We start from the raw sequence: 24,650 nt of genomic DNA on the forward strand, positions 1-24,650 counted from the left end.
TCCCCTTTTCATCAACCACTTCGCACCACCATCTCCGTCAAAGGACTCCGTGATGGACACCATCGCCGTGGGTTTCGGCGTGCTCGTCGCCGTCGTGCTGCTCATCCTGCTCGCCGTACTGCTGTTCGTGGGCCGCCTGTTCCAGAAGGTCGAGCAGGGCAAGGCACTGATCGTCTCCCGGACCAAGAAGGTGGACGTCACCTTCACCGGGGCGATCGTCCTGCCGATCCTGCACAAGGCCGAGCTGATGGACATCACGGCGAAGACCGTGGAGATCCACCGGGCCGGCCGGGACGGCCTGATCTGCCGGGACAACATCCGGGCGGACATCCGGATCTCCTTCTTCGTCCGGGTGAACAAGACCGTCGAGGACGTCGTCAAGGTGGCGCAGTCGATCGGCACCGCCCGGGCCAGCGACCCGCAGGCGATCCAGGACTTCTTCGCCGCCAAGTTCGCCGAGGCGCTCAAGACCGTCGGCAAGCAGCTGGACTTCACCGATCTGTACACCCACCGGCACGAGTTCCGGGACCAGATCATCGCGGTCATCGGCACCGACCTCAACGGCTACACCCTTGAGGACGCGGCCATCGACCACCTGGAACAGACCCCGATGAGCCAGCTGGACGCCGACAACATCCTGGACGCCCAGGGCATCCGCAAGATCACCGAGCTGACCGCGATCGAGCACGTGCGCACCAACGAGTACCAGCGCACCGAGGAGAAGGAGATCACCCGGCAGAACGTGGACGCCCGGGAGACCGTCCTGGAGCTCGAACGCCGCCAGGCCGACGCCGAGATCCGCCAGCGCCGCGAGATCGAGACCCTGCGGGCCAAGGAGGACGCGGTGATCGCCCGGGTGCAGGAGGAGGAGCGGCTCACCGCCCAGACCGCCTTCCTGCGTACCGAGGAGCTGCTCGGGGTGCAGCGGGAGAACCAGGCCCGCGAGGTCGCGGTGGCCCAGAAGAACCGCGAACGGGTGATCGCGGTGGAGAACGAGCGGATCGAGAAGGACCGGCTGCTGGAGGTCGTCGGCCGCGAGCGGGAGACCGAACTCGCCGTGATGGCCAAGCAGAAGGAGGTCGAGTCGCGCCGCCGGGAGGTCGCCGACGTGGTCCGCGAGCGGGTCGCGGTGGACCGTACCGTCGCCGAGCAGGAGGAGGCCGTCAAGACCCTGCGGGCCACCGAGGAGGCCGAGCGGACCCGCAAGGCGGTCGTCATCCAGGCCGAGGCGGAGGCGCAGGAGAAGCTGGTCAAGGACATCAAGGCCGCCGAGGCCGCCGAGCAGGCCGCCGCGCACAAGGCCCGCGAGTCGCTGGTGCTGGCCGAGGCCCGGCAGCAGGCCGCCGAGCTGGACGCGGCCGCCAAGGTCAAGCTCGCCGAGGGCGTCCGGGCGGAGGCCGCCGCCGAGGGGCTGGCCCGGGTGCAGGTGCGGGAGCAGGAGGCCGCGGCGGTGGAGAAGGTCGGCCGGGCCGAGGCCGCGGTGCAGACCGAGAAGGCCAAGGCGGCCGCGCTGGAGGTCGGCGCCAAGCTGAAGGCGGAGGCCGAGGGCCTGACCGAGAAGGCCGCGGCGATGGCCAAGCTGGACGAGGCCTCCCGCGGGCACGAGGAGTACCGGCTGCGGCTGGCCGCCGAGAAGGACGTCCGGCTCGCCGCCCTGGAGGCCCAGCGGCAGATCGCCGAGGCGCAGGCCGCGCTGGTCGCGACCGGGCTGGAGAAGGCGAAGATCGACATCGTCGGCGGGGACTCGGTGTTCTTCGACAAGCTGGTGCAGTCGGTGACGGCCGGCAAGAGCGTGGACGCCTTCGTCGGCCACTCGCAGACCGCTCAGACGCTGGCCGGGCCCTGGCTGGACGGGCGGGCCGACTTCACCGCGGACCTCACCCGGGTGCTGTCCTCGGTGTCCAGCGCGGACGTGCAGAACCTGACGGTGTCCGCACTGTTGCTGAAGCTGATCGGCGGCGGTGGCGAGCAGGCCGGGCAGCTGCGGCAACTGCTGGAGTCCGCGAAGAAGTTGGGGATCGCGGAGACCCCGATCGGGGCGCTGGCCGGCGCCGCCGTCAATGGCTCGAAGTGACCTGCTGAGGAACGTGACAGTGGAAGCCCTCGACGACACCCGGCTCGACGCCGGCAGCTACGAGGTCCTGCGCGACCGGCTCGCCCGGGCCGCCGCCGAACTCGCCGACCGTGCGCGGGCGTTGAACGCCCGCCGGGTCGAGGAGTTCGGCGGCGGCGAGCTCCGGCTGACCGGCACCGGGCGACTCACCACCGAACGGTCCTGCCTGCCGCAGGACCTCACCGCCGTCGGCGGGCAGCTGCTGCTCGGCACCCGCCCGGTCGAAGTCGTGTCCGGGGAGGAGGAGTTCGGCGACCTGCTCAGCCTGCACCGGGCCGATGACCTCTCCCCCGTCTCCCCCGTCTCCCCCGCCGACGGCCCGCTGCTGGCCGACCCCCGGCTGCGCCAGGACCTCGCCGAGCTGCGCCGCTACTTCCGCGACGCCCGGCTGGAACGGCTGCGTCCGGTCGGCGGCCGACTGCTCGCGGTCTTCCGCACCGGCCCGGCCGCCACCGACGTCCGGGTGCTGCGCTGGCGCCTGGACGACGACCGGGTCGCCTACCAGGACGGGCGCGGCGAACGCGACCACACCCCCGCCGACGGCCAACAGCTCGACTGGACGCCGCTCACCCGGGACGACCGGCTGCCCGCCGCCCCCGGCGCCGCCCCGCGCGCCGACCTCGCCGGGGAGGTCCACCTCGGCGTGGACGGCGGCCGACTCACCCTCACCGCGCCCGACGGCCGCGAACTGCACCGCGAGCCGCTCACCGAGGCCCTGCAGACCCTCGCCGACGCCCAGGTCGCCCACGCCCGGCTCGGCACCCTGCTGCTGGTGCGGGTGCGCCCGTACCAGGAGGAGACCGTCCGGCACCTGGTGCTCCACCTGCCCACCGGCCGGGTCACCCGGATCGACGCGCTCGGCCAGGCCTGCCTGCGACTGCCCGCCGACCAGGGCGTGGCCTTCCCCGGCGGCTGCCACCTCGCCGACGGCACCGTGCGCGTCTTCGACCAGCCGGTGGACGGCCTGGCCTACGAGCGCACCGTGCACTCGCCCAACGGCGAGGACGTGCTGTACGAGTTCCGCTCCGCCGCCGACGGCCGGGCACTGCTCCAGCCGTACAACTCCGTCCGCCAGGAGGCCGCCGCCCCGCTCGCCTGCCAGGGCTACGCCCTGCTCGACGACGGCACCCTGATCGCCCTGCGCCCGGCCGAGGACGGCCCCACCCGACTGCACCCCGTCCAGCTCTGGCAGAGCCCGTTCACCAGCGACCGGTACGCCGCCGAACAGCCGCCCGGCACCGGCCCGTTGGCCCGGATCGGGAACGCCGACCTGGTCCGCGGCCTGGCCGACTGCCTCGCCCTGGCCCGACTGGCCGCCGCCGGCGCCGACACCCCGGCCGGCCACCGGGCCGTGCTCGCCGCCTGCACCCGCACCACCGACCGGCACCACTGGCTCGGTCAGGACGGCCTCGGCGACCTCGCCGCACCGCTCGCCGAGATCCGCGACACCGCCCGGCAGGTGATCGCCGAGTACCAGGCGATCGCCGAACTCACCGCGCACGCCGTGGCCCGCACCGAGGAGACCGCCGAGCACGTCGAGGGCCTGCTGCGCACCGCGCGCGGGGAGACCCTCGCCGACGCCGCCGAGTGGGTCGACCGGCTGGCCGCGCTGCGCCGGGCCCAGGGCCGGGTCGAGGCGCTGCGCGACCTGCCCCGGGCGGACCCGCGGCGGATCGACGAACTCGCCGAGCACCTCGCCGAGGGGTTGACACAGGCCGCCGACCGGGCGGTGGGCCAGCTCGCCGAGCCCGCGGCCTTCGAGCCGCACCGGCGCCGGGCGGCCGAACTGGCCGAGCACTGCGCGGCCATCACCACCGCCGCCGAGGCCGAGCCGCTGTCCGCGCGGCTCACCGAGCAGAGCGAGGCACTGCAGACCGTCTCGGAGCTGGTCGACACCCTCGACCTGGCCGACGCCACCACCCGCACCGCGATCCTGGACCGGCTCGCCGACGTGCTCGGACTGCTCAACCGGGGCCGCTCCGCGCTGACCGTACGCCGCCGGGAGCTGCGCACCCGGGAGGCCGCCGCCGAGTTCGCGGCCGAGACCGCGCTGCTCGCCCAGGCCGTCACCGCCGCGCTGGCCGCCGCCGACACCCCGGAGGCCTGCGACGACCGGCTCGGCCGACTGCTGCTGCGGATCGAACAGCTGGAGACCCGCTTCGCCGACGCCGACCCGGCGCTCGGCGAACAGCTCACCGAACGCCGCACCGAGATCCACGACGCGCTCACCGCCCGCCGCCAGCACCTGCTGGAGGAACGGGCCGGCCGCGCCGACCGGCTGGCCGCCTCCGCCGAACGCATCCTGGACACCCTGCACCGACGACTCGCCGCCCTCGGTACCGCCGCCGAGATCGACGCCGCCCTGGCCGCCGACCCGACCGCCGTCAAACTCCGGGACCTCGCCGGGAAGTTGACCGAGCTCGGCGACCGGGTCCGGGCCGAGGAGCTGACCGGACGGCTGCGCGCCGCCCGCGGCCGGGCGCACCGGGCCCTACGCGACCGCGCCGAGCTGGCCGGGGACGGTCCCGGCACCCTGCGACTGGGCCGCCACCTGTTCGCGGTCACCACCCAGCGCCCGGAACTCACCCTGCTGCCCTGGCGCGGCCGCCCCGCCTTCACCCTCACCGGCACCGACTACCGCTCCCCCGTCACCGACCCGGCCTTCGCCGCCACCGAGCGGTACTGGTCCCGGCCGCTGCCCTCCGAGACGCCCACGCTCTACCGCGCCGAGTACCTGGCCGCCAGCCTGCTGCCGGCCGCCGCGCAGGAGGGACCGGCCGACGGGGACGACCTGCTGGAGTACGTCCGCCGGGCCGTCGAACAGCGCCCGGACGAGGGCTACCAGCGCGGGGTGCACGACCACGACGCGGCGCTGCTGCTCCGCGCCCTGCTCGAACTCGACGCCGAGGCCGGGCTGTTGCGGCACCCGGCCGAGGCCCGGGCGGCGGCCCAGCTGTACTGGGCGCACGGGACGGACCAGCGGCAGCGGCTGGTCTGGCACACCCGGGCCCGCTCGCTCGGCCTGGCCCGGCAGGCGTACGGGCCGGTGCCGGCCCTGACCGCGCTGGCGTCCGAACTGTCCTCGGCCGTAGCGGAGTTCCTCCCAGGCGCCACCGGTGCCGGCGACTACCTGGTGGCCGAACTCGCCGTCGCCGCACCGACCTTCGCCCACTCGGCGGGCGCGGCCACCCTGCTGGAGAAGTTCCGCGCGACCCCCGAGTCCGCCGGGCTGACCGAGGCGCTGGCCGCCCTGCCCGCGGAGCCCGAGCTGCTCCCGGTGCGCCGCCAACTGGCCGCCGCCTGGCTGGAGTCGGCCGCCGCCGGGGCCGACCCGGGTGACCGCGCCGAAGCCGCCGCCGTGCTGCTCTGCCCGGCCCTGCCGCGCCGCCCCGCCGAGGGCACCGTCGGCGTCCGGCTGACCGGACTGCTCGGCGACCACCCCCGGCTGAGCGGCGGCGCGATCGACCTGCGGCTGGACGAACTCCTGCCCCGGGTACGGGAGTTCGAGGCCGTCGAGGCTCCCGGACACCGCGCCTACCAGCGGCTGCGCGGCGAGCTGCTGGCCGCCGAGCACGCCCGGCTGCGGCTCGACCAGTACCGGCCCGCGTCGCTCAACGGCTTCGTCCGCAACCGGCTGATCGACCAGGTGTACCTGCCGCTGATCGGCGACAACCTCGCCAAGCAGCTCGGCACGGTGGACGCCGGCGGTCCGGTCGACCGCAGCGGCCTGCTGCTGCTGGTCTCCCCGCCCGGCTACGGCAAGACCAGCCTGGTCGAGTACCTCGCCGAACGGCTCGGCCTGCTGCTGGTCTCGGTCAGCGGCCCGGCGCTCGGCCACCGGGTCACCTCGCTGGACCCGGCCGAGGCCCCCGACGCCACCGCCCGGCGCGAGCTGGAGAAGCTCGCCTTCGCGCTGCACGCGGGCGACAACGTGCTGCTCCACCTGGACGACGTGCAGCACACCTCGCCCGAGTTCCTGCAGCGCTTCATCCCGCTGTGCGACGCCCAGCGCCGGATCGACGGCGTCCACGACGGCGAGGCCCGCGAGTGGGACCTGCGCGGCAAGCGCTTCGCCGTGGTGATGGCCGCCAACCCGTACACCGAGTCCGGGCGGCTGTTCCGGCTGCCCGACATGCTCGCCAACCGCGCCGACGTCTGGAACCTCGGCGACGCCGTGGCCGGCCGCGAGGACCTCTTCGCGCTCAGTTTCGTCGAGAACGCCCTGCCCGCCCACCCCCAGCTGTCCGCGCTCGCCACCGCCGAACGCGCCGACCTGGACACCCTGCTCGCCCGCGCGAGCGGCACCCCCGGCGGGCAGCTCCGGGGCGCCTGGCCGGCCGCCGAGGTCGAGCGGATGACCGCCCTGCTGGCCGGGCTGCTCCACCTGCGCACCACCGTGCTGGCCGTCAACCGCGCCTACCTCGCCTCCGCCGCCCAGGACGACCGGGCCCGCACCGAGCCGCCGTTCCTGCTCCAGGGTTCCTACCGCAACATGGCCAAACTCGCCCAGCGCCTCGACCCGGCGCTCACCCGCCCGGAACTGGACGCCCTGCTCACCGACCACTACCGGGCCGAGGCCCAGCCGCTCGGCGCCGACGCCGAGGCCCAGCTGCTGAAGCTGGCCGAGCTGCGCGGCACCCTGACCCCGGAGCAGGCGCGGCGCTGGGAGGAGCTGAAGCGCGGCCGTCGGGACCGGGGATGACCAGGGGGGTTCACTTCCGGGGGTGTAGCTGGCTACACCCCCAGGAGTGAACCCCCGGCCATTGAGCCACCCCCGTCCCGGACGATGGGATGGGGACCATGAACGCCACGGACTTCGCCGTTGAACTCCGCTCCGTCCGCCGGACCTACCGGCGCGGGCCCGAACCCGTCGTCGGCCTCGACGACGTGACCGTCGGTTTCCCCTTCGGCACCTTCACCGCCGTCATGGGCCCCTCCGGCTCGGGCAAATCGACCCTGCTGCGCGCGGCCGCCGGCCTGGAGGAGATCGACGGCGGCGAGGTGCGGGTGGACGGCACCGTCCTCGGCGGGCTGCGCGACAAGGAGCTGACCGTCCTGCGCCGGGAGCGGATCGGCTTCGTCTTCCAGTCCTTCAACCTGCTGCCCGCGCTGACCGCGGCGCAGAACGTGGCGCTCCCGGCCAAGCTGTCCGGCCGCCGCCCCGCCCCGGCCGAGGTGACCGCCGCGCTGGCCGCCGTCGGACTGGCCGACCGGGCCGGGCACCGGCCGGGTGAACTGTCCGGCGGGCAGCAGCAGCGGGTCGCGATCGCCCGGGCGCTGCTCACCCGCCCGGCGGTGCTGCTCGCCGACGAGCCGACCGGCGCGCTGGACACCCGGAGCGGCCGCGAGGTGCTCGCCCTGCTGCGCGGGACGGCCGACGACCCCGGCCGGGCCGTGGTGATGGTCACCCACGACCCGGTCGCCGCCTCCTTCGCGGACCGGGTGCTGTTCCTGCGCGACGGCCGGCTGGCCGGCTCGCTGGAGCGGCCCACCGCCGAGCAGGTCGCCGCCCGGATGACCGCCCTGGAGGCCCCGGCTCCGGCTGCCCGTCCGCTGGAGGCCGACGCGCCGGAGGCCGACGCGCCGGAGGCCGACGCGCTGGAGGCCGACGCGCCGGAGGCCCTGGCGTGCTGACCCTCGCCCTCGCCTCCGTCCGGCTCCGCTGGGCCTCCTTCGTCGGCAGCTTCGTCGCACTGGCCTGCGGCGTCGCCCTGCTGGCCACCTCGATCCTGGTCATCGCGGCCACCGCCGGCGTCCCCGACCAGGCCCGCCAGCGCTTCTCCGGAGCCCCGGTCCTGGTCACCGCAGACCTGAACGTGGACTTCACCCCCGCGACCGGCGGCGACGCCCAGCCCACCCCGGTGCCCGCCCAGCCCGGCCTGCCGGCCGCCCTGCTCGGCGCCGTCGCCGCGACCGGCCCGACCGTCGCCGACCGCACCTTCTACGCCCAGCTCGCGGACGGCCCGCGCGGGCAGGTCGGCCGCGCCTGGTCCACCGCCGCGCTGGGCGGCTACCGGCTCACCGCCGGCACCGCCCCCGCCGCCGACGACCAGATCGTCATCGGCGGCGGCGGCCCGGAGCAGGTCGGCCGGACCGTCCGGTACGTCACCGCCGACGGCCCGCACACCGCGACCGTCTCCGGCGTCACCGAGCCGGAGGCCTTCGAGCACGCCGTCTTCTTCACCGACGCCCAGGCCGCCCGGTACTGCCCCGCCGTCGGCGTGCTGGCCGCCTTCGGCCCCGCCGACGCGGTCCGCCGGGCGGTCGCGGCGACCGGCGGCGCGGGCGTCGCCCGGGTGCTCACCGGCACCGAGCGCGGCCAGGCAGACCCGCACCACATCGAGGTCGGCGCCCGGCTGGACGACGTGCAGACCCCGCTCGGGCTGTCCGCCGCGGTCTCCGGCGGCACCGCCGTGTTCGTGGTGGCCGGCACCTTCGCGCTGTCGATCGCCCAGCGCCGCCGTGAACTCGCGCTGCTGCGCCTGATCGGCGCCACCCGCCGGCAGCTGCGCGCCCTGGTCCACCGGGAGGCGCTGGTGGTCGGCGTGCTGGCGTCCGCCGCCGGGTGCGCGCTCGGCGCGGCCGGGGCGGCCCCGGCCGGCCGCTGGCTGGTCGACCGCGACCTGGTGCCGGCCGAGTTCACCGTCCCGGTCACCTGGTGGGGGCTGCTGGTCGCCGCCTCGATCGGGCTGGCCACCGCGATCGGCGGGGTGCTGCTCTCCTCGCTGAAGGCCGGACGGATCAGCCCCGGTGAGGCGCTCGCGGAGGCGGACGTGGAGCGGCGCTCGCGCGGCGCGCTGGCCTTCCGCTGGGTGAGCGGCCTGCTGGTGCTGGGCGGCGCGATCGCGGCCCTGGTGCTGACCGCCCGCAGCTGGCCGGACGCCGCGGCCAACGTCGCCGACTCGCTGGCCCTGCTGCTGCCCGTCGTGGCGGGCTGCGTCCTGCTGGCGGCCGTGCTGGCCGGCCCGGCGATCCGGCTGCTGACCGGCCTGCCCGCGCTGCTGGCCCGGCTGCGCGGCCGGCCGGCCGAGGAGGGCGGCGGCATCGTCTGGGCCACCGCCCGGCAGAGCTCGCTGACCGCCTTCCGGCGCACCGCGGCGACCACCACCCCGGTGGTGCTGGTGATCGCCTTCGCCGGGTGCCTGCTCGGCAGCATCGACACCATCAACCGGTCCCAGGTCAGCGAGGTCCGCCACCAGCTGTCCGCCGCCGACCTGGTGGTCACCCCGGCCGGGATGCCCGGGCTGAACCGGGCCGTGGTGGACCGGGTCCGCGCCGTCCCCGGGGTACGGGCGCTGGTGATCACCCCGACCTCGCTGATGTCCGTCGACCCGACCGGCCAGGCCCTGGTGCCGCTGAGCGCCGCCGTGGCCGACCCGACGGCGCTGGCCGAGGTCGACCGCCTCCCGGTGGTGGCCGGCTCGCTCGCCGACCTCGGCCCCGGCTCGGCCGTACTCAGCCGCACCTGGCCCGGTTCGCCCAAGGTCGGCGGGACGGTCCCGGTCCGGCTCGCCGACGGCACCCCGCGCGAGCTGCGGGTCGCCGCCCTGCTCGGCACCGGCGCCGAGACCGTCCAGGCCTGGGTGACCGACACCGACGCGGTCACCGGCGGCGTCGGCGGCCCGGCCCTGGCCACCCGGATCGACCTGCGGGTACTGCCGGGCACCGACCCGCAGCGGGCCGCCGCCGCGCTGCACTCCGCGGTGGACGGGCTGGGCGCCCGGCTCGCCACCCCCGAGGAGATCTGGTCGGCCGCCACCGACAGCACCGAACAGGCCTCCTGGAACGCCCTGTTGATGATCCTCGGGCTGGCGATCGGCTACGCGGCCATCGCCCTCGCCAACTCGCTGGTGATGACCGTCAGCGACCGCCGGCAGGAGCTGTCGTTGCTCCGGCTGGCCGGCGCCACCCGCGGCCAGGTGCTGCGCACCGTCGCCGTCGAGACCCTGATGTGCGTGGCGGCCGGCACCCTGCTGGGCCTGCTCGGCACGGCGATCAGCGTCGGCGGCTCCTGGGCCGCCCTGACCCGCCTGGTCGGCTCCACCCCCGCGATGGTGCCCTGGCCGGTCCTGGGCGTGCTCGCCGCCTGCTGCGCTGCCATCGCCCTGACGGCCGCGGTGCTCCCGGCGGCCCTCGCCCTCCGCGGCCGGGACGGCCGGGGCATCCTCCGCGCCGCGGCGGGCGCGGCCTGAGCCGTCCGCCGCGGTGGCTGGGGCCGGGGGCTTTCGCGGGCGGCTGATCATCCGGTCCGACGACCCGAGGAACCGCCCCGACGGCCCAACCGCCCTGCGCCGCCGCCGGGTTCGCCCCCGGGCCGCGCCTAGCCTGTCCGGCATGGGTGCTCAGGAGCTGGATCTCGCCGGGCTGCGCCGGGTGTACGGGCGGGCCGGGAGCCGGCGGTTCTACACCCTGGTGGCGCGCAACGCCCGGCACTGGGGGTGGACGGAACCGGGCCAGTCGAAGTGGCGGCTGTGGCGGGCGCAGCGGCAACTGGAGGACGTGCTGGGCCGCAAGCTCGCCCTGCCGGCGGGCGCACGGGTGCTGGACGCGGGCTGCGGGGCCGGGGTGGTGGCGCGGGCGATGGCCACCCGCTTCGGACTGCTGGTCGACGGGGTCGACGTGCTGGACTTCCACCTCGCCGAGGCCCGTCGGCTGAACGCCCGGGCCGCCCTAGTCGACCGGACCGCCTTCCGCTGGGGCGACTACCATCATCTCCCCTTCGCGGACGGCGAGTTCGACGGCGCGTACTCGATGGAGACGCTGGTCCACTCCTACGACCCGCCCCGGGCGCTGGCCGAGTTCCACCGGGTGCTGCGCCCGGGCGGGCGGCTCGTCCTGCTCGGCCCGATGAGCGCCGGCCCGCTGGAGGAGTTGCCGCCGCGGACCCGGAGGGTGCTCAAACCGTACCTGGACGCCCATGTGTTCCCCGGCGCGCGGATCTACCACGCCCGCAACCTGCCGGACCTGCTCACCGCGGCCGGCTTCGAGGTCGAGGAGGCGCTCGACGCGACGCGGTACTACCAGCCGACCACGGAGGCGGTGCACGTGTACTTCCGGCTGCCCTGGGAGCTGGTGCGCCGCTTCGGCGATCCCGCGAAGTGGCTCAACCTCCGCAGCACGGTGGAGATGTACACCGTGCGCGAGGCCGTCCGCTGGTACGTTCACACCGCCGTCAAGCCATCGAGGTGACCACCGTGCCCCACTCCGACGCGCGCTCCGACGCGTACTCCGACGCGCACTCCGCCCCGCTGCCGTACCCGACCGGCTGGTTCTGCGTCGGCCGCTCCCGCGACCTGCCGCCCGGCCGGGTGCGCACGGCCCGGCTGACGGGCGAGGACGTGGTGCTGTACCGGACGGCCCGGGGCTCGGTGCGCGCGATCGGGCCGCACTGCCCGCACCTGGGCGCGCACTTCGGCGCGGGCGGACGGGTCCGGGGCGAGGAGCTGGTCTGCCCGTTCCACGGCTTCGCCTTCGCCCCGGACGGCTCCTGCACCGGCGCGCCGGACGGCACCCGGTTCCGCGGTGAGCTGGCCCGGCGCCGACTGGTCGAACGGGACGGCGCGTTGTTCGTCTGGCGGGGCGGGCCGGACGGTGCGCCGCCCGGCTGGGAGCTGCCGCCGGCCGTCGGGGTGCGGCCGCTCGCCTGGTGGCAGGGCGAGGTGGACTCGCACCCGCAGGAGGTGATGGAGAACAGCGTGGACTTCCGGCACACCTCGGTGCTGCACGGCCTGGACACCCGGGAGACCGCGCCGCCGGAGCAGGACGGCCCGCTGTTCACCGTCCACCAGCGCACCACCACCCGGTTCCCCGGTCTGGGCGCGGTGAGCCTGGAGCAGCCGGTGACGATGGCCGGGCTGGGGATGATGCGGGTGACCGCCGAACTGCCGGAGCTGGGCAGCGCGTTGCGGGTGTGGCTGCTGCCGACGCCGATCGGCCCCTGGCGCACGCTGGTGCGGGTCGCGGTGACCAGCACGGTGCCGGTGCCGGGGGTCGGGTCGGCGAAGGCCGTGGACCGGGCCGCCTCCTGGGTGGCCCTGCAGGCCGCGATGCGGATCATCAGGCAGGACCGGCCGGTGATCGCGCACAAGCGCTACCTGGCGCGGCCGCGACTGGTGCCCGGGGAGCGCTCGATCGGGCTGTTCCGGCGGTGGGCGCGGCAGTTCTATCCCGGTCAGGTCGACGTCGGGGGGTTCGACCTCGACGACGGCGCGGTCGAGGCGGCCGACGACGCCCGGACCGGGTCGGACTAGCCGGGCGCCGTGTGCACGGGAAGTCGTGTGCACGGGAAGTCGGACCGGCCGACTTCCCGTGCGTGCGCCGGACAGCGCTCACCAGCGCCTACCGCCGTCGGCCCGCCGCCAGCAGCTCCGCCACCGTCGCCAGCTTCACCCGGGGCCGGCCCTGCGCCGCGCCCCGCTCGCGCTCCGCCCGGTCCACCGCGCGCAGCTCCTTGAGCCCCACCGCGTCCGGCCGGCGCCGCCGCACCAGCCGCTCGAACTCCGCCCGCCCCGCCGAGGGTTCCGGCAGCGCCCCGGCCAGCGCGTCGTCCAGCAGCGCGTCCACCGTCTCCCGCGCGCAGGCCCGGTTGGCGCCGATCCCGCCGGACGGCCCGCGCTTGGCCCAGCCGACCACGTACGCACCGGGCAGCGGCCGTCCGGTGGCCGGGTCGACGACCCGTCCGCCGCGCCGGGCGACCGTCCCGGCCCGCTCGTCGAAGGGCAGTCCGGGCACCGGCACGCCGCGGTGCCCGATCGAGCGCACCACCAGCCCGGCGGCGAGCGTCTCGTACTCCCCCGTCCCTTCGGGCCGTCCGTCGCCGGCCGCCGGTGCGGTCCGCTCCACGGTCAGCCCGCAGACCCGGCCGTCCGCGCCGGTCAGCTCCACCGGCGCGGACAGGAAGCGCAGCACGATCCGCCGCCCCGGCCCGGGCTCGGCGGAGTCGTCCCGGCGCACCAGCGGCAGGCCGGCCAGCAGCCCGGCCCGGGAGTCCGGTGCGGCCGCCTCGATCGCCGCCCGCACCTGCGGGTGGTCCTCGACCACCAGCTCGACGCCCGGCAGCCGGCCGAGCGCCAGGAACTCCGTCCGGCTCCAGGCCGCCTGCTCCGGCCCGCGCCGGGCCAGCAGCACCACCTCCCGCACCCGGCTGCGGCGCAGCGCGGCCAGCGCGTGGTCGGCGATGTCGGTGGCGGCCAGCACCTCCGGGTCGGTGAGCAGGATGCGGGCGATGTCCACCGCGACGTTGCCGTTGCCGACCACCACCACCCGCTCGGCGGACAGCTCCACCGCGTCGGCGGGCACCGTCGGGTCGGCGTTGTACCAGCCGACGAAGGAGGTCGCGGGCAGGCTGCCCGGCAGGTCCTCGCCGGGCACGCCGAGCCGCCGGTCGGCGGCCGCGCCGACCGCGTACACCACGGCGTGGTGGTGCGCGGCGAGTTCCTCGTGGCTGACGTCGGTGCCGATCTCCAGGTTGAGGTGCATCCGCAGCCGCGGGTCGTGGAAGACGCTCGCGAAGCTCTCCGCGATCCGCTTGGTGGACTGGTGGTCGGGCGCGACGCCGTGCCGCAGCAGGCCGCCGGTGACCGGCAGCCGGTCGATCATGGTGAGCTCGGCGCCGGTGCAGCGCAGCAGTTCCTGCGCGGTGTACCCGGCGGAGGGCCCGGTGCCGACCACGGCGATCCGCAGCGGGCCGACCTCGGCCGGCAGGCTGCGCGGGAAGCTGGGCGCGCCCCAGGCGTGGTCGTTGGGGTGGTCGCGGTACCAGTCCCGGTTGAGGTCGCCGAAGACGACGTCCGGACCGCGCAGCCGGTCGACCGGGTACACCGCGTCGACCGGGCAGGCGTCCGCGCAGGCGCCGCAGTCGATGCACGCCTGCGGGTCGATGTAGAGCATGTCGGTGGTGCCGAACTCCGGCTCCTCCGGGGTCGGGTGGATGCAGTTGACCGGGCAGACGGACACGCACGAGGCGTCGTTGCAGCAGGTCCGGGTGATCGCGTAGGCCATGGCCGGGAGTGAGTCCTCGTCCTCGCTGGAGCTGGAGTGCTGTGGGGTGACGATCCGTCAGAGCATGTGCACGCGGCGGTAGATCGAAGCCGCGCGGCTGGTGATCAGGCCCGTCTCGGCGAGGAAGGCCATCAGGTGCCGGGAGCTGTTGCGCATCATCGCCTTGCGGTGGCCGTTGGCCCGCGCCTCGTCGAGCGCCCGCGCGACGTCGAGCCCGGCGGCCTTGTAGACGCCCGGGTGGACCATGCTGCTGACGATGACGTACGCGCCGATCGCGATGCCGGTGGCGGAGGTGCGGCGGCGGGCCGGGCCCGCGTGCCGGACCCGCTCGCGGATCTCCTGCCGGGCGAACTTCATGTGCCGCGACTCCTCGACCACGTGGATCCGGGAGGTGCCGCGGACGATCTCCAGGACGTTCTCGCCGCGCATCCAGTCGCGCTGCATGACGTCCAGCACCTCTTCGGCCACCAGGATGCCGCCGTAGGCGAGTTCACCCTTGGCGAGCGCCTTGAAGGCGCGTCCGGCCTGGGCGATCACCTTGTTGGGCCGGTAGGCGGGGACGCCCATCTTCTGGCAGGCGCGGGCGAACATGATCGAGTGCCGGCACTCATCGGCGATCTCGGTCAGCGCGAACTGGAACTCCGCGTTGGCGGGGTTCTTGAGGTACTGGTCGCGCAGCACCATCTGCTGGAGGATCATCTCGAACCAGATGCCGGTGTTCATGATCGAGCAGACCTCGTGCCGGGTGAGGGTGACCCGCTGCTGCTCGGTCATCTCGTCCCACAGCCGGGTGCCGTAGAGCGTGCTCCACTCCGGGTTGAGGCCGTAGTGCCCGGCCGGGAGGGGGGCGTCCCAGTCGATCTCGGTCATCGGGTCGTAGGAGAGGGTGGCGGCCGACTCCAGCAGCCGCTTGGAGACGTCGTCGTCGGCCGACGTGTGGCCGTGCGCCGCCGTGTGGTGGATGAGAGCCATGGCTGCCTCCGGGTGCCTGCCCCTGCGGGTTCCCGCTCACCCGCTTATTAGACGGACAGTACAATAAGACCCGGTTCCCGAGAACCCCCTGCACAGCGGCGAAACGGCGGCGAAACGGCGGAGGGACGGCGCCCGCCCGGGCCCGCCCCTCCGCCGCACCGCTGTACCGCCGCACGCCCCGCGGTACGTACCGCCCTGTCGCCGCCGCTCAGCAGCCGAGCGCCTTGCGCAGCGCCTCCGCCGCCTCCGCCGTTGCGTCCTCGAAGCGGTGGCCCACCCCGATGTAGTTGGCGTACCCGTGGATCAGGTCCGACTGCCGGCTCAGGTACACCTCCACCCCCGCCGCCTCCAGCGCCTGCGCGTATGCCTCGCCCTCGTCCCGCAGCGGGTCGAAGCCCGCGGTGCTCAGGTACGTGGGCGGCAGCCCGGCCAGGTCGGCGGCGAGCAGCGGCGAGATCCGCGGGTCGGTGCGGTCCAGCGGCTCGGGCGCGTACCGGTCGGCGAACCAGTCCATGTTGTCGCTGGTCAGGAAATAGGTCTCGGCGAACAGCTGGTACGAGCGGCGCTTGGTCGACAGGTCCGTGACCGGGTAGAGCAGCAGCTGGAACACCGGCACCGGGCCGCCCCGCCGGACGGCCTCCTGCACGGCGACGGCGGCCAGGTTGCCGCCCGCGCTGTCCCCTCCGACGGCGATCCGCTCCGGGTCGACGCCGAGGTCGACCGCCTTGGCGAAGGCGTAGTCCAGCGCCGCCTGCACGTCCTCCAGGCCCGCCGGGAAGGGGTGTTCGGGCGCCAGCCGGTACCCGACCGACAGCACCCGCACCCGGGCCCGCTGCGCCAGGAACCGGGCGACGTGGTCGTGGCTCTCCAGGCTGCCGACCGCCCAGCCGCCGCCGTGCACGTAGACCAGCAGTCCGGAGGCCCCGCCCAGCCCGGCCGGGGTGTACAGCCGCGCCGGCGTCTCGCCCCGCTCCCGCGGGATCCCGAGCTCCCGCACGGCCACCGGTTCTATCCTCGGCCCGCCGACCAGGTGCCGGGCGTGCTCCATCTCGTCCCGCGACGGGCCCACCCCGCCCGGCATCACCATCGTCGCCTTGGACATCCGCTGGAACTTCAGGATCACCTGCGCGTCCAGTGCGAGGGTCTGCCCGTCCCGTACCTCCGGCTTGCCGGCGAAGGCCCGCCGCAGGCCGTGGGGCAGGGCGTACACGGCCCGGACGACGGCGGCCTGGATCCGGACGGGGAATGGAATCGACATCTTCTGCCTCCTGGGACCTCTGCCCGACCCCTCGGCTGGGGACCTGGACCGGGAGCCCATGATGGGCTCCCCCCAAGGGAGTTGGAAGCTTCCTCGACGCCGCCTGAAGCCGCCCTCGACCCGTTCCCAGCGGTTGGTGCACGGCGGTCCGCAGCCGGCCGCGGGCTCAGCGGCCGCGCCGGTCCCGGGAGTCGAAGGCGACCAGGGCGCGCGCCCCGGGATCGAGGGCCCGGCGCAGCGCGGTGCGGACGGACTCCTCCAATCCGCCCAGGGCGTCCGCGAGTTCCTCCGCGATGTCGTGGGCGACCTCGGCCGCCACCGCCCCGGCGGGGGTGTGCGGGCCGAGCTTGCTGACCGCGGCCGCGGCGCGGGTGGGGGTCAGCAGCGCCGAGGCCTGCACCAGCAGCCAGCCGGGCACCCCGGCCGCCCCCTCCGGCGGGGGCAGGTAGGGGCGGGCACCGTCGTAGCGGTCGTCCTCGGCGAAGGCCTTCTGCTTGACCTTGACCACCGGCCGGGCGGCCCCGGTCCCGGTCTCGTGCCACTCGCCCGCGGGCTTGAGGACGTACCCCTCGGCGAGGTTGTCGGGCAGTTCCGGCAGTCCGAGCAGGGCCGGCACCCGGCTGGGGAAGGCGGCCGGGAGGTTCTGGAGGGTGTTCAGCGGGCCGTGGCCGAGCAGCGGGACACAGGTGAGGCCGGCTGCCGCCGCGGCGGCGCGCAGTTCGCGGTCGGCGATCCACCGGCGCCCCTCGGCGGTCTCCACCGTGGCGTCGAACGGCAGCCAGCGCAGCCCGGGCGCGTACCAGACCCCGGTCTGCACCGGGTCCACCCCGGCCTCGGCGGGCACCCCGGGGTGCGGATAGCGGCCGCCGGCCAGCTCGCCGTACACGGTGACGACGGCCCCCTCGCCCCGGGAGGCGCGCAGCGCCGCGGCCAAGTGCCCGGCGGCGACGGAGAGTTGCGGCCAGATCCGGCTCACGCCGAAGAAGGCGTCGAGCTCCTCGTCGCCGAGCAGATCGCGCCGCTTGGCGGCCCGCACCGCACCGCCGTCGCAGACCACCGCGAAGTGCGCGCCGTGCACCTTCTCCGCCGCCGTCCACTCCCGGCTGCCGGGCGCGCCGGGGCGGCCCCGCGCGGGGATCTTCGGATAGGGCCTCAGCTCGGAGCCGGGCGGGCCTTCGAACGTCGTCTCGGACACGAACAGGATCCTCGCCCGGGCGCCCGCCCGCTGGCAACGGGGATTCGGCGGCCGCACTCACCGCGGCCGCACTACCGCCGGCTGCGCAGCAGCCTGGAGACGTAGGAGCCCCAGACCAGCGCGGCGCCGACCAGCACGGCGCCGCCGAGCAGGCGCAGCACGGACCCGCCGCCGGAGCCGGCCGGCAGCAGGCCGAGCAGCACGAACGCCAGGGCGCAGAGCAGCAGGAGGCCGAGGGTCGCCAGTGCGGCCGTCGCGTAGCGGTTCACGACCACCCCAGCCTTCCGTGGAGATTCAGGAGATTCAAGAGACGGCAAAGACATGCTAGTTGTCCGGCCCTCACCAGCCCCATCCGCCCCGGTGCGCCCCGCCGCCGCGGAAGAAGCGCCGGCCGCGGAACACGCTGCCGCCGCCCACCGGAGTCAGTCGGCCACCGGACTCAGCCGGCCACCCCCGGCACCACCAGGCCTGACTCGTACGCGATCACCACCGCGTGCGTCCGGTTGTGCGCGCCGAGCTTGGTCAGCACGTTCCCGACGTGCGTCTTCACCGTCTCCAGGCTCACCGTGAGCCACACCGCGATCTCCGGGTTGGAGAGGCCGGTGGCCATCAGCCGCAGCACCTCCTCCTCCCGCCCGGTCAGCGCCGCCCTCGGCAGCGCCTCGACCGAGCCCAGCGGGCGGGCGGTGACCATCCGGCGCAGCGCCGCCGGGAACAGGATCGCCTCCCCCGCCACCACCACCCGCACCGCCTCGGCGATCTGCCGGACCGGCAGCCGCTTGAGCAGGAAGCCGCTGGCCCCCGCACTGAGCGCGGCGGTGACGTAGCCGTCGTTCTCGAAGGTGGTGATCACCACGACCTTCGGCGGCCCGGCGGAGTCGGCGGCCTCGGCAGCCTCGGCGAGCAACTGCCGGGTGGCGTCGATCCCGTTGCGGCGCGGCATCCGGACGTCCATCAGCACCACGTCCGGCCGCAGCCGCCGAGCCTGCTCGACCGCCTCCACGCCGTCGCCGGCCTCGCCGACCACCTCGATCCCCGGCTGGACCCCGAGCAGCATGGCCAGGCCGCTGCGGGTCACCTCGTCGTCGTCCGCGATCAGCAGCCTGATCGGGGTGCCGGACGGGGTGGAGGACGGGGTGGCAGCGGCGGTGTCGATCCGGGTGTCACGGACGTCGGGGCTGGTCATGTCGACGACCGTACCGGCAGCCGGACCGCCAGCCGCCAGCTCTCGGGCCCGTCCGGGCCGGACTCGAACTCGCCGTGCAGCAGCCGCACCCGCTCGGCCAGCCCGGGCAGACCGCGCCCGGAGCTGGGGAAGCGCCCGGCAGCGCTCCCCGGGCCCGTCCGGTTGACGATCCGCAGCTCCACCGCGTCCGCCGCCACCGCGACCCGCAGGGCTATCGGGCCGCCGACCCCGTGCCGCAGCGCGTTCGTCAGCCCCTCCTGGAGGATCCGGTACGCCGCCCGGGAAGGCGTCCCCCGCAGCTGCGCCGGGTCACCCGTCAGCTCGGGCTCCACCACCGCGCCCGCGTGCCGCAGCCGCTCCAGCAGTTCGGGCAGGTCGGCCAAGGTCCGGGCCGGCGCGGTGCCCGGCTCCTCCTCGCGCAGCGCGCCCAGCACGTAGTCCAGGTCCTCCAGCGCGGCCCGGGTCGACTCCTCGATGCTGCGCATGGCGGCCCGCGCGGCCGCCGGGTCGGCGGAGAGCACCTCGCCCGCCACCGCGGCCTGGATCGTGGCCGCCGTCAGCGTGTGCCCTATCGAGTCGTGCAACTCGTGGGCCAGTCGGTTGCGTTCGGCCAGCACTCGCTCCCGCTCGGCGGCCTGCGCCCGCCGCTCGGCCGTCGAGGGCCCCAGCAGCAGCGGCGCCGCCCACCGCAGCACTCCCGTCACCGCCGCGCACCCGGCCAGCGCCAGCAGCACGCAGCCGGCCGCCACCGGCCAGCTCCACCAGCCGTCCGCCAGCCGCGCTGACCAGCCGAACAGGCTCAGCTGCGCCGAGCCGTCGAGCCAGCCCCCCGGCAGCGACACCCCCGCGATCAGCAGCACCCCGCTCACCAGTGCCCCCACCCAGCCCAGGCCCACGTGCAGCAGCAGCCAGGCCGGGGTGCGCCGCCGGTCCGCGCCGGCCCGTCCGGCGGCCGGGTCCGGCAGCGGCACCCCCAGCAGGCGACGGACGGCACCGACCAGCACCCGCCGGGTGGTGCGGGCCAGCCCGAGCGCACCGACCAGGACTGCCCAGACCAGCAGCGTCAGCACGAGCTGCACCGCGTACGGGGCGGTCCGCCAGAGCAGCGCGGGCGCCGCGGCGAAGGGCAGCAGCGGAAGGCTCGCCAACGCCCCGCCGTAGGCGAGCAGTGCACCGGTGTACGTGGAGCCGCGCAGCAGCGGCCGGATTCCCCTGATCATGTCCGTCAGTATGTCCGGCCAGGTCAGCGGGCACCTCCCTCGATCGGGGGAAGTGATTTTCCCGATTCCCAGCGATGTGCGGTCGGGGTTCCGGAGCCCATCATCGGTCCACTGCCTTCGCAACGATTCCACGGGAGTTGACCCATGCGTGATCAGATCCGACCCGGCCGCCGTCCGGTCCGACACCGTACCCTCGCGGCCGCGCTGGCCGTCGGGGCGCTGACGGCGGGCGTCGCCCTGGCCCCGCCCGCCGCGGCCGGCCCGCCCGCCGCGGCCGGCGCGGCCGCCGGGCCGGGCACCGTCCAGCAGGGCCTGGACGCCCTGGTGCGGGCCGACGGCCTGCCCGCCGCGCTGGCGAGCGTCCAGGACGGCAGGGGCCGCACCCGCAACTACACGGCGGGCGTCGGGGACGTGGCCACCCGCGCCGGGGTCCCCCGGGACGGCCAGGTGCGGATCGGCAGCAACACCAAGACCTTCACCGCCGTGGTCGCCCTGCAGCTGGTCGGCGAGGGGAGGGTCGCCCTGGACGAACCGGTCGAGACCTACCTGCCGGGCATCGTCCGCGGCGAGGGGATCGACGGGCACCGCATCACCGTCCGCCAGCTGCTCCAACACACCAGCGGGCTCCCCGACTACGAGGGCGACATCGAGGAATCCGCCATGCAGCAGCGCTACTTCGAACCCCGCGAGCTGCTGGACCTCGCCTTCCGGCACCAAGCCACCTCCGCCCCCGGCACCGCCTTCCACTACAGCAGCACCAACTACGTCCTGGTCGGCCTGATCGTCCAGAAGGTCACCGGACGGCCCCTCCCCGAGGAGATCGACCGGCGGATCATCCAGCGCATCGGGCTGCGGCACACCTCCTTCCCCGCCGTCGGGGACCGCACCATCCGGGAGGCCCATCCGCACGGCTACCGCCGGGAGAAGCCCGACGGCCCGCTGATCGACACCACCGAGCTGGACCCGTCGGCCGGCTGGGCGGCCGGCCAGATGATCTCCACCAACTCCGACGTCAACCGCTTCTTCACCGCCCTCCTGGCCGGCCGTCTGCTCCCGGCCGCCCAGCTCGCCCAGATGCGCACCACCGTCCCGATCGGCGACACCGGCGCCGGCTACGGGCTGGGGATCATCAGCCGACCGCTGTCCTGCGGCGGCGTCTACTGGGGCCACGGCGGCGACATCCCCGGCTACGAGACCCGGGGCGGTGCCACCGACGACGGCCGCGCCGTCGACATAGCCGTGACGAGCGTCCCGGCGGACGAGGCCGTCACCCGGCACCTCGAAGCGGTGGTGGACACGGCCCTCTGCCGCTAGGTCCTGTCCGGCCGGTCCACGCGGACGACAAAACGGCCGGTCGATCCGAAGATCAACCGGCCGTTCGCTGTGCGCGAGGGGGGAGTTGAACCCCCACGCCCTTTCGGGCACTGGAACCTGAATCCAGCGCGTCTGCCTATTCCGCCACCCGCGCATCTGGGTGATGGGTTAACTATAGACCACCCCGAGGGGTGCCTCCGACCACCTCCGCCCGACGGGAGGAGGTCGCCCGTCCCGGGGCCCGGAGGCCGACTCCCGGCCGGCGTCCGGTCGACCCCCGGTCGACCCCCGGTCGGCGTCCGGTCGGCGTCCGGTCGGCGTCCGTCGGCTCGGGCGGCGGCGCCCGCCTGCGACGATGGGTCCGTCGACGCGTCGGGTCGACACGTCGAGCAGGGGGACCGGATGGAGCTACGGCAGCTGCGCTGCTTCGTCGCCGTGGCCGAGGAGCTGCACTTCGGCCGGGCCGCCGAGCGGCTGCTGCTCGGCCAGCCCGCGGTGAGCCAGCAGGTCCGTCGGCTGGAGCGGGAGTTGAAGGTCGAGCTGTTCGACCGCTCGCCCCGGTACGTCCGGCTGACCCCGGCCGGGGAGCGCTTCCTGCCCGCCGCCCGGAACGTGCTGGCCGCCGAGGACGCCGCCCGCGCGCTGGCCGCCGACCTGGCCGAACCGACCGTGTTCCGGCTCGGGACCATCACCGCGCTCGGTGAGCGGCTCGACCTGATCCTGGACACCTACCGGCGCCGGGCGCCCGGGGTGCACGTGGAACTCCAGGCGGTCCGGGTGCGGGAACGGCTGGCCCGGGTGTCGGACGGCCGCCTAGACGCCGCCTTCGTCCGCGGGGCGATCGCCGAGGACAGCCCCGATCTGCGCTTCCTGCCGGTCTGGGAGGACGAGCTGGTGCTCGCGCTGCCCGCCCGGCACCCGCTCGCCGACCGGCCCGAGGTGGACCTCGCGGACCTCGCCGAGCTGCCCCTGCGGTTGACCGGGCGGGCCGAGCACCCGGCGCTGGTGGACCTGGTGACGGACGCCTGCGCACGGGCGGGCTTCCGGCCGCTGCTCGGGCCGGCGCACAGCACGCTGCAGGACTCCCTGGCCTCGATCGGCTCGGGCACTCCGATGTGGACGGTGGTGTACGCCGCCAACGCCCGGCTGGTGAACGTCCACCGGGTCGCGTTCCGCCGCTGCCGCACCCCGCTGGCCCTGCCGACCTCGCTCGCCGTCCGGCGCTCCGCCGCGGTCCCCCGGCTGCTCCTGGAGGCCTGCCGTGCCACGCCTCCGAGCTGGGACGATCAGGATTCGTGATCGCTGCCAGAGCGATTCGGGTCTGGGTGCGGGACGGCCCGATCGGGTGGACTGGTGTCAGCCGGAGAACCCGGCGGGAGAGCCGGGCGGAAGAGCCCGGCACATCACCCGGTCAGGAGCCGAAGATGCCGATCGTCACCATTCAGCAGGGTCCGCGCGAGGTCGCCCAGAAGCGCGAGCTGGTCGAGAAGGTCACCACGGCCTTCGTCGAGGCGCTCGGGGTCCCGGCCGAGAGCGTGTTCGTGTTCGTCAACGAGTACCAGCCGGAGAACTGGGGCTCGGCGGGCCGGCTCACCGCGGACAAGTAGCGGACGATCAGCGGGCGGGGGTCCGCCGGTGCCGTCGCACCGGCGGACCCGCCCCCGCCAAGGGCCCGAGGGCCCGAGGCCCAAGGCCCAAGGCCCGAGGACGGTCAGCCGCCCTGCCCGGCGCTGCCCATCGGGCCGACCTTCACCGGGGTGCCGGAGCCGTCCGTGACGGGCAGCGAGGCGGCGCCCGGCCAGGTCAGGCTGACCGACTTCGTCTCGTCCGGCGGGGTCACCACCAGGCCGGTGATCCGGACGCCGGTGCCGCCCGTCTTGTTCTCCGGGTAGGTGATGCCGAAGTAGGTCGACTTCCCGTTCTTGAGCACGTCCGGGACGACCGGCTCGCCCGAGCGCTGGGCGGACAGCGACCCCGCGTTGGTCTTCAGGTCGACGCCCGCGTACCCGGAGATCGCGCAGTCGTGGCCGCTGTGGTTCTTCAACTCGACCACGACGGTGCGGTTCTGGTCCCCGTCGATGGTGCGGTCGACAGCCGTGATCGTCAGGTCGTCGGTCCGGCACTTGGAGCCGGCCTTCCCGGCGTCGGTGGAGCCGGTCCCGGCCGCCGTGCCCTTCCCGCTCGGGGTCGTCCCGCCGGTGCTCTTCCCGCCGCCCGCAGTGGAGCCGGTGGAACCCGTGGAGCCGGTGGAACCCGTGGAGCCGGTGGAACCGGAAGAGCCGGAGGAACCGGAAGAGCCGGTGGACGCACTGGGCACGGTGGAGGCGGTGGACGCGGCCGAGGGCTTGCTCTGGTCCGTGCCGGTGTCATCGTTCTGGCAGGCGGTGAGCGAGAGACCCGCGGCAACGGCCAGGGCCGCGAAGGTGAGCTTGTGAACGCGCATCGTGACTTCCCTCGATATCGGGTGGCTGGGCCGGCTGCTCGGTACGGGTCGGTACGAGCGGGTGTTTCTGGTGAGCAGGACCGCCCCGGCCGGTGAACCGTTCCGCCCAACCCGCCACCACGACAGTGCTGTTACACGAACGGTCGCCGACGACGCGGCCCCGCCACCGGGCACACCGGGCCGGAAGCCGCCGCAGACCAGTCGGGACAACGGTTCCACCCGCCGTTCCCGATGCGTCCGCCTCCCTCCCCTCCCCCGTCGCCCGCTGGGACAGATCCGTAACCCACCGGATCTTGACCGCCGCCGCCGTCAACTGACACACCGACAGGCCGGAAATGCGGGCGACGGCCCGCCCGCCCCTGTGTCACGGTGACCCAATGAGCTTCTCCGGCCAGCGAATTGAGGGACCAATGTTCCGGAGCGACCGCCCGCGCCACTTCCACCGCCCCACCCCGCGCGAGACCGCCGAGGAGTGGGGCGGGCGGATCGCCGCCGTCCGTGACGCCCCGTCGGACTGGTTCTTCCTCGTCGGCCGGCAGTCCACCAACGACTATCTCTGCCACCTCGACCTCAACTACCACCTGGGCCGCGAGTTCATCGCCATCGTGCAGACCTCGCGCCCGCTCCCGGCCGTGCACCGGATCAGCTCCACCACCACGCCCGAATCCCAACTGGACAACTTCCTGATCAATTCCGACCGCTTCGACTTCGACCCGCGCAACGGTCGGCTTCCGGTCGTCGACGGGACCAGCACCGGTGAGCTCCGACTCGACGGCACACCCGTCCCGGTCGAGATCCAGCACGGCTCGGGCTGCCGCAGCGCCCTGATCCCCGAACTCCCCGGACAGTCGGGATATGTGATCGTCACTGCGCCCGATGAGCACTGGGAGGCGCTCTCCGACCTGGTCCTCCGTGCACCGACGACATTCTGACCGACCATGGCCAAATC

General features: G+C 74.9%; 18 protein-coding genes and 1 tRNA gene. 10 read left to right on the forward strand and 9 right to left on the reverse strand.

Annotated elements, in window-relative coordinates; all coding sequences use genetic code 11:
• Window positions 1-52 precede the first annotated feature (52 nt).
• The 6 genes from ABTZ03_RS06670 (at window position 53) to ABTZ03_RS06695 (ending at window position 12,363) form a co-directional block, all read left to right on the forward strand.
• A complete protein-coding gene (locus ABTZ03_RS06670; protein WP_350511749.1) occupies window positions 53-2,074 on the forward strand; it encodes a flotillin family protein in 2,022 nt (673 codons plus the stop codon).
• A gap of 19 nt (window positions 2,075-2,093) precedes the next feature.
• Entirely contained in the window at window positions 2,094-6,815 is a 4,722-nt protein-coding gene (locus ABTZ03_RS06675; protein WP_350511750.1) for a DNA repair ATPase, read from the forward strand.
• Window positions 6,816-6,913: 98 nt separating this feature from the next.
• A complete protein-coding gene (locus ABTZ03_RS06680) occupies window positions 6,914-7,747 on the forward strand; it encodes an ABC transporter ATP-binding protein (RefSeq protein ID WP_350511751.1) in 834 nt (277 codons plus the stop codon).
• A complete protein-coding gene (locus tag ABTZ03_RS06685; RefSeq protein ID WP_350511752.1) occupies window positions 7,741-10,305 on the forward strand; it encodes an FtsX-like permease family protein in 2,565 nt (854 codons plus the stop codon). The genes ABTZ03_RS06680 and ABTZ03_RS06685 overlap by 7 nt, the downstream gene beginning before the upstream one ends.
• A gap of 142 nt (window positions 10,306-10,447) precedes the next feature.
• A complete protein-coding gene (locus ABTZ03_RS06690) occupies window positions 10,448-11,302 on the forward strand; it encodes a methyltransferase domain-containing protein (RefSeq protein WP_350511753.1) in 855 nt (284 codons plus the stop codon).
• Window positions 11,303-11,307: 5 nt separating this feature from the next.
• A complete protein-coding gene (locus ABTZ03_RS06695; RefSeq protein WP_350511754.1) occupies window positions 11,308-12,363 on the forward strand; it encodes an aromatic ring-hydroxylating oxygenase subunit alpha in 1,056 nt (351 codons plus the stop codon).
• Between the two features lie 88 nt (window positions 12,364-12,451).
• Here the strand turns inward: ABTZ03_RS06695 and ABTZ03_RS06700 are convergent, their stop codons facing one another.
• The 7 genes from ABTZ03_RS06700 to ABTZ03_RS06730 all read right to left on the reverse strand — a co-directional run bounded on the left by ABTZ03_RS06700 (window position 12,452) and on the right by ABTZ03_RS06730 (window position 19,944).
• The gene (locus ABTZ03_RS06700) at window positions 12,452-14,113 is read right to left on the reverse strand and encodes a 4Fe-4S binding protein (protein ID WP_350511755.1); all 1,662 of its coding nucleotides are present in this window, start codon (window positions 14,111-14,113) and stop codon (window positions 12,452-12,454) included.
• A 57-nt stretch (window positions 14,114-14,170) separates the two neighbouring features.
• Window positions 14,171-15,085 (reverse strand): AurF N-oxygenase family protein, encoded by a 915-nt coding sequence (locus ABTZ03_RS06705; RefSeq protein ID WP_350511756.1) that lies wholly within the window; start codon window positions 15,083-15,085, stop codon window positions 14,171-14,173.
• A 208-nt stretch (window positions 15,086-15,293) separates the two neighbouring features.
• Window positions 15,294-16,343, reverse strand: coding sequence for an alpha/beta hydrolase (locus ABTZ03_RS06710; protein ID WP_350511757.1), 1,050 nt, complete (start codon window positions 16,341-16,343; stop codon window positions 15,294-15,296).
• Between the two features lie 166 nt (window positions 16,344-16,509).
• Complete coding sequence (locus ABTZ03_RS06715) at window positions 16,510-17,538, reverse strand: RNA ligase family protein (RefSeq protein WP_350511758.1); 1,029 nt, start codon at window positions 17,536-17,538, stop codon at window positions 16,510-16,512.
• A 71-nt stretch (window positions 17,539-17,609) separates the two neighbouring features.
• On the reverse strand, window positions 17,610-17,813 hold the full coding sequence (locus ABTZ03_RS06720) for a hypothetical protein (protein WP_350511759.1): 204 nt from the start codon (window positions 17,811-17,813) through the stop codon (window positions 17,610-17,612).
• A gap of 164 nt (window positions 17,814-17,977) precedes the next feature.
• Entirely contained in the window at window positions 17,978-18,724 is a 747-nt protein-coding gene (locus ABTZ03_RS06725) for a response regulator (protein ID WP_350511760.1), read from the reverse strand.
• Entirely contained in the window at window positions 18,721-19,944 is a 1,224-nt protein-coding gene (locus ABTZ03_RS06730) for a sensor histidine kinase (RefSeq protein WP_350511761.1), read from the reverse strand. The genes ABTZ03_RS06725 and ABTZ03_RS06730 overlap by 4 nt, the downstream gene beginning before the upstream one ends.
• A gap of 144 nt (window positions 19,945-20,088) precedes the next feature.
• Between ABTZ03_RS06730 and ABTZ03_RS06735 the strand changes: the two genes are divergently transcribed.
• On the forward strand, window positions 20,089-21,258 hold the full coding sequence (locus ABTZ03_RS06735; RefSeq protein WP_350511762.1) for a serine hydrolase domain-containing protein: 1,170 nt from the start codon (window positions 20,089-20,091) through the stop codon (window positions 21,256-21,258).
• A 70-nt stretch (window positions 21,259-21,328) separates the two neighbouring features.
• Here ABTZ03_RS06735 and ABTZ03_RS06740 read toward each other — a convergent pair.
• A tRNA-Leu gene (locus tag ABTZ03_RS06740) sits at window positions 21,329-21,412 on the reverse strand.
• 248 nt (window positions 21,413-21,660) lie between these two features.
• Here ABTZ03_RS06740 and ABTZ03_RS06745 point away from each other — a divergent pair.
• Window positions 21,661-22,557 (forward strand): LysR family transcriptional regulator, encoded by an 897-nt coding sequence (locus ABTZ03_RS06745; RefSeq protein WP_350511763.1) that lies wholly within the window; start codon window positions 21,661-21,663, stop codon window positions 22,555-22,557.
• 125 nt (window positions 22,558-22,682) lie between these two features.
• Window positions 22,683-22,865: a 4-oxalocrotonate tautomerase DmpI gene (gene dmpI, locus ABTZ03_RS44225; RefSeq protein ID WP_400919900.1), complete on the forward strand. Its 183-nt coding sequence runs from the start codon at window positions 22,683-22,685 to the stop codon at window positions 22,863-22,865.
• A gap of 104 nt (window positions 22,866-22,969) precedes the next feature.
• On the opposite strand, the gene ABTZ03_RS06755 is transcribed toward dmpI, so the two are convergent.
• Entirely contained in the window at window positions 22,970-23,701 is a 732-nt protein-coding gene (locus ABTZ03_RS06755) for a DUF4232 domain-containing protein (protein ID WP_350511764.1), read from the reverse strand.
• A 410-nt stretch (window positions 23,702-24,111) separates the two neighbouring features.
• Here ABTZ03_RS06755 and ABTZ03_RS06760 point away from each other — a divergent pair, with 410 nt between their 5' ends.
• Window positions 24,112-24,633, forward strand: coding sequence for a hypothetical protein (locus ABTZ03_RS06760; RefSeq protein WP_350511765.1), 522 nt, complete (start codon window positions 24,112-24,114; stop codon window positions 24,631-24,633).
• Window positions 24,634-24,650: the final 17 nt, after the last annotated feature.

Source organism: Kitasatospora sp. NPDC096077 (genome assembly GCF_040303245.1).
Lineage (GTDB): Bacteria > Actinomycetota > Actinomycetes > Streptomycetales > Streptomycetaceae > Kitasatospora.

What these genes read in the sequence shown, in the direction of transcription:
- ABTZ03_RS06670 (WP_350511749.1), top strand. Translation starts at nt 53, where the DNA reads ATGGACACCATCGCCGTGGGTTTCGGCGTGCTCGTCGCCGTCGTGCTG.
- ABTZ03_RS06680 (WP_350511751.1), top strand. Translation starts at nt 6,914, where the DNA reads ATGAACGCCACGGACTTCGCCGTTGAACTCCGCTCCGTCCGCCGGACC.
- ABTZ03_RS06690 (WP_350511753.1), top strand. Translation starts at nt 10,448, where the DNA reads ATGGGTGCTCAGGAGCTGGATCTCGCCGGGCTGCGCCGGGTGTACGGG.
- ABTZ03_RS06700 (WP_350511755.1), bottom strand. Translation starts at nt 14,113, where the DNA reads ATGGCCTACGCGATCACCCGGACCTGCTGCAACGACGCCTCGTGCGTG.
- ABTZ03_RS06705 (WP_350511756.1), bottom strand. Translation starts at nt 15,085, where the DNA reads ATGGCTCTCATCCACCACACGGCGGCGCACGGCCACACGTCGGCCGAC.
- ABTZ03_RS06710 (WP_350511757.1), bottom strand. Translation starts at nt 16,343, where the DNA reads ATGTCGATTCCATTCCCCGTCCGGATCCAGGCCGCCGTCGTCCGGGCC.
- ABTZ03_RS06725 (WP_350511760.1), bottom strand. Translation starts at nt 18,724, where the DNA reads ATGACCAGCCCCGACGTCCGTGACACCCGGATCGACACCGCCGCTGCC.
- ABTZ03_RS06730 (WP_350511761.1), bottom strand. Translation starts at nt 19,944, where the DNA reads ATGATCAGGGGAATCCGGCCGCTGCTGCGCGGCTCCACGTACACCGGT.
- ABTZ03_RS06735 (WP_350511762.1), top strand. Translation starts at nt 20,089, where the DNA reads ATGCGTGATCAGATCCGACCCGGCCGCCGTCCGGTCCGACACCGTACC.
- ABTZ03_RS06745 (WP_350511763.1), top strand. Translation starts at nt 21,661, where the DNA reads ATGGAGCTACGGCAGCTGCGCTGCTTCGTCGCCGTGGCCGAGGAGCTG.
- dmpI (WP_400919900.1), top strand. Translation starts at nt 22,683, where the DNA reads ATGCCGATCGTCACCATTCAGCAGGGTCCGCGCGAGGTCGCCCAGAAG.
- ABTZ03_RS06755 (WP_350511764.1), bottom strand. Translation starts at nt 23,701, where the DNA reads ATGCGCGTTCACAAGCTCACCTTCGCGGCCCTGGCCGTTGCCGCGGGT.
- ABTZ03_RS06760 (WP_350511765.1), top strand. Translation starts at nt 24,112, where the DNA reads ATGTTCCGGAGCGACCGCCCGCGCCACTTCCACCGCCCCACCCCGCGC.